This is a genomic window from Oscillibacter sp. UBA6647 (genome assembly GCA_002455655.1).
Taxonomy (GTDB): Bacteria; Bacillota; Clostridia; order Oscillospirales; family Oscillospiraceae; genus Oscillibacter.
This window is the reverse complement of sequence record DKLF01000086.1, coordinates 1-4187: the sequence shown is the minus strand read 5'-3', so window position 1 is coordinate 4187 and position 4187 is coordinate 1. Positions and strand designations below refer to the sequence as shown.

The 4187-nt window shown below is 54.0% G+C and carries 3 protein-coding genes and 1 tRNA gene; 2 read left to right on the top strand and 2 right to left on the bottom strand.

Annotation, left to right across the window (positions count from 1 at the left end):
* Positions 1–225: 225 nt before the first annotated feature.
* Positions 226–1512, bottom strand: a complete 1287-nt coding sequence (gene eno, locus B2W96_RS06270; RefSeq protein WP_397354701.1) for a phosphopyruvate hydratase — start codon at positions 1510–1512, stop codon at positions 226–228.
* Between the two features lie 457 nt (positions 1513–1969).
* Positions 1970–2046: transfer RNA gene (locus tag B2W96_RS06265), tRNA-Arg, on the bottom strand.
* Between the two features lie 187 nt (positions 2047–2233).
* On the opposite strand from B2W96_RS06265, the gene B2W96_RS06260 reads away from it, so the two are divergent.
* A complete protein-coding gene (locus B2W96_RS06260; RefSeq protein ID WP_293009430.1) occupies positions 2234–2863 on the top strand; it encodes a redox-sensing transcriptional repressor Rex in 630 nt (209 codons plus the stop codon).
* Between the two features lie 28 nt (positions 2864–2891).
* Complete coding sequence (locus B2W96_RS06255; RefSeq protein WP_293009429.1) at positions 2892–3959, top strand: S-layer homology domain-containing protein; 1068 nt, start codon at positions 2892–2894, stop codon at positions 3957–3959.
* The last annotated feature ends 228 nt before the right edge of the window (positions 3960–4187 follow it).

Sequence of the window (4187 nt, the reverse complement as noted above, 5' to 3'; positions counted from 1 at the left end):
TGGGAATAACGGGCGGCACGCAGCGAAGCAAAGCTTGCATCAAAGATATGTATTTACACACGAAAACCTCCCCACAGGAACCGGAAGGCTCCTGTGGGGAGGCTGTTTGCTTTTTTATGTTGTCTCCCGCGGCCTTTTCTCTGTGTTCCAAGGCCCGGACTTCGCGGTCTGCGCAGAGGTTTGCGGCCACTGTAAGCGCTTGGCCCGGCGGGTGGAGACCGCGCGTTATCTCTTGATGCTGTAAAAGCTGTCCTTCCCTCTGAAAACGGCGCTGCCGCCCAGCAGCTCCTCAATTCTGAGCAATTGATTGTATTTTGCGATTCGGTCCACTCGGCAGGGCGCGCCGCTTTTAATCTGGCCCGCGTTCAGCGCAACCGCCACATCCGCCAGCGTGGTGTCCTCCGTTTCTCCCGACCGATGGGAGACGACGGCGGTATAGCCCGCCTTCTGCGCCGTTTGAATTGTTTCCAGCGTTTCGGACAGCGTCCCGATCTGGTTGAGCTTAATCAGGATAGAGTTTGCCACATGCTTCCGGATTCCCTCCTTGAGAATTTTCGGATTGGTGACAAATATATCGTCGCCCACCAACTGAACCCTGTCGCCAAGCCGATTCGTCAGCGCGGCCCAGCCGTCCCAATCGTCCTCGGCCAGCCCGTCCTCAAGGGAGATAATGGGATACTTGCGAATCCACTCGGCGTAAAGGTCAATCATCTCTTCAGAGGTGCGGCTGACCTTTTCGCCGGCAAAAACGTATTTTCCGTCAACTCGGAATTCGGAGGAAGCGGGGTCCAGCGCAATGCACACGTCCTCTCCGGGCCGATAGCCCGCCTTTTCAATCGCCTCCACAATCAGCTTCAGCGCGTCCTCGTTGGTGGCGAGATCCGGAGCAAAGCCGCCCTCGTCCCCCACAGCGGTATTCATTCCCTTATCCTTCAAAACGCCCTTCAAGGTTTGGTATACCTCGGCGCACGTCCGCAGTGCCCCGGCAAAGCTGTCCGCACCCACAGGCATAATCATGAACTCCTGCACGTCCACAGTGTTGTCCGCGTGCTTTCCTCCGTTGAGAATGTTCATCATAGGCACCGGCAGCTCGCAGGCGCCCGCTCCTCCGATATACCGGAACAGGGGCAGATTCAAAGAAGCGGCGGCAGCCCTTGCCGCAGCAAGAGAAACACCTAGGATTGCATTCGCGCCAAGCCGCGATTTATTCTCGGTACCGTCCAGTTCAATGAGCGTACGGTCGAGCCTTCTTTGGTCCAGCGCGTCAAAGCCGACGATTTGGGGCGCAATGATGGTCTTCACATTGCCGACCACCGTCTGAACGCCCTTGCCATGAAACCGCTTTTCGTCGTGATCCCGAAGCTCCACGGCCTCTCTCGTTCCGGTGGAGGCCCCGGAGGGAACCGCCGCCCGGCCCATCGCTCCGCTCTCCAGCGCAACGTCTACCTCAACCGTCGGATTTCCTCTCGAATCCAGAATTTCCCTTGCTGTCACGGCAGTAATTTTAGACATCATTCCATCTCCTTTGTTTTTTTATATCGAATACTTTGCAGATTATTTGTCTTGCTATAAAGTATAGCAAATTTTGCACATATTAACATGTACAATTTATTTCTTTTTTCTATAAAATATGCACAAAAATATAGCACAAAAAAAGCAAGTCCGTATTTTTATCTAAAAACCAGACTTGCCTTTTGTAAACTTTGGTTTACAGTTTTCCCATAATACTCATTTTCTCTGCGTAAGCAGTTGAATTCGAGAGGCTAACGCATACCTGTTTTCGACTGATTTCACATCAACCGTAATTTCATCTCCAACTACAAAATCCTCATACGATAAATCTTCGATTTCACCGGTTTCGTTATTTACATAGAGATAATATATATTCTCGTTTTCAAGCCCGATGTAACATTTTTCTCCTGCACAAAATACGAACCCCCCGAGGTTCTAAACCTCGGGGGGTTCATTGTGGTACGCCCGGCTGGATTCGAACCAGTGGCCTTTAGAGTCGGAGTCTAACGCTCTATCCAACTGAGCTACGGGCGCATACCTGCCATTTGGAAACAACTAAACAGCAAAAATGAGTATAACAGGTAATTCCAAAAAAGTAAAGCCCGTTACAGAAAAAATTTTTCTTAAAAAGATTGTTAAAAAAATTGACATTATTCCTGTTTTGGTCTAAACTATCATTTGAGAAATATTTAACGGATTTTGTCAAAGGAGGGGTATCCCTTTGAAAAAAGAAAACATCTCCGACGCCGTGATCCGGCGTCTTCCCCGATACTACCGCCAGCTCAACAGCCTGCACAGCAGCGGTGTTGTGCGCATTTCCTCCCACTCTCTGGGTCAGGAAATGAATATTACCGCCTCCCAAATCCGGCAGGACTTCAGTTGCTTCGGCGAATTTGGGCAGCAGGGTTACGGCTATAACGTAGAGGAACTGCGGGCGGAAATTGGCCACATTCTGGGCGTGGACAAGAATCATCATCTTGTCATGATCGGTGCGGGTAATCTCGGCCATGCTCTTTTGCAAAACTTCCCCTTCTCTCAGACTGGCTTTACCGTGGACGCCGCTTTTGACGTGGACCCAACCCTTGTGGGAACCAGCATTAACGGCGTTCCCGTCCGCTCTATGAACGAGCTGGACGTGTTTATCCGGTCTCATCCGGTGGACGTGGTGTCGTTGACCATTCCCCAGCACGTGGCGCAGGAGATGGCCGACCGGCTGATTGCGCTGGGCATTCGCGGCTTCTGGAATTTTACCAACATTGAGCTGTCCAGCACGGACCCTATGGTGCAGTTTGAAAACATCCACTTCGCAGACAGCCTGCTGACGCTGAGCTACCGCATCGCAAACCGCTGAGCCGCTCTGGCGCGTGAAAGGAGTTCCTATGAAAAAACGGGCGCTGCTTCCCGCGCTCTTTCTGCTGCTGTCGGCCATGGTCGGCTGGTACGCCGCCGCAGCAGGCGGCGGGGCCGACGATCCGCTTGTCTCCCTCTCCTATTTGAACGGGACCTTTACCGACACGGTGCGCCAGAAGGCTAACGAGCTGGGTTCCGGTACGTCCACTGGTGAACTCTCCGGCGCAGCCGAATGGACGGAAGTCCGGCTGAAATCCGGGGATATACTCTCCGGCTCCACAGGCACGTTCGTGCTGCCGCTGGCAGGAGAGATCGGCGTCACGTTTTCCTCCGGGGCGGTGGTAGACGCAACCACCGGTACGGAAATTTTCTCCGGCTCCGCTCTGCTCCCTCGGCACCGCTATCTGGTGGCGGAGAACACGTCTGCCGCTTTTTCGGTGACGGGGAAAACCGCCGTGCTGTCCTATCAGGGCCCCAACATCTTTTCCTATTCCTCCGCCACGGACTATAACGCTATCGCGTCCGCGCTAAAGGCGGTTGGCCTGTTCCGGGGCAGCCTCACCGGCTACGGCGAGGGTTTTGATCTGGAGGTATCCCCCACGCGTCTTCAGGCCCTGATTATGTTCATCCGCCTGCTGGGTGAGGAAGACGCGGCGCTGGCCTATACCGGCACCACTCCCTTCACCGACATCGAGGCCGGGTCCGAGCCCGCGAAATACGTGGGTTACGCCTATTCCAAGGGCTATTCCAACGGCTATACAAAAACCACCTTCCGTCCCGGACAAAAGGTAAACTCCTATCAATATGTAGAATTTGTCCTCCGGGCGCTGGGCCACAGCTCCACAGGCACCACAGACCTGACCGGGACGCTGGACCGGGCGGTGGACTGCGGCGTTCTGACCGCTGCGGAGCGCACCGTTTTTTCTAAAGGCTCCTTTCTGCGGGCAGATTTAGTCTATGTCTCCTGGTACGCGCTGGACGCGGAGGTCGCCGGTACGGGAGGGACCTTGTGCCAGACTTTGTTAAGCCGGGGCGTTTTCACAACGGAGGAGCACTCTTTCGCCAAAGCAATGATCTCCTCTTCGCGTCTTTCGTAACACACAACCGAGGCCCGCATACTATGGATTGAGACTGATGCATGGTCGGTCTACGATTTCATAGGAGGTCCAATTATGTGTAATAACGGCTTCTTTGGCGGCGGGAACTGCTGCTGGATCATTATCCTCATCCTTCTGTTCTGCTTCTGCGGCAACGGCTGGGGCAGCAACAACAACTGCGGCTGCAACAACAACTGCGGCGGCTGTGGCTGCAACAACAACTGCGGC

Excerpts from the sequence above, each read along its gene's own strand:
- B2W96_RS06255 (WP_293009429.1), top strand. The coding sequence starts at position 2,892 with ATGAAAAAACGGGCGCTGCTTCCCGCGCTCTTTCTGCTGCTGTCGGCC.
- eno (WP_397354701.1), bottom strand. The coding sequence starts at position 1,512 with ATGTCTAAAATTACTGCCGTGACAGCAAGGGAAATTCTGGATTCGAGA.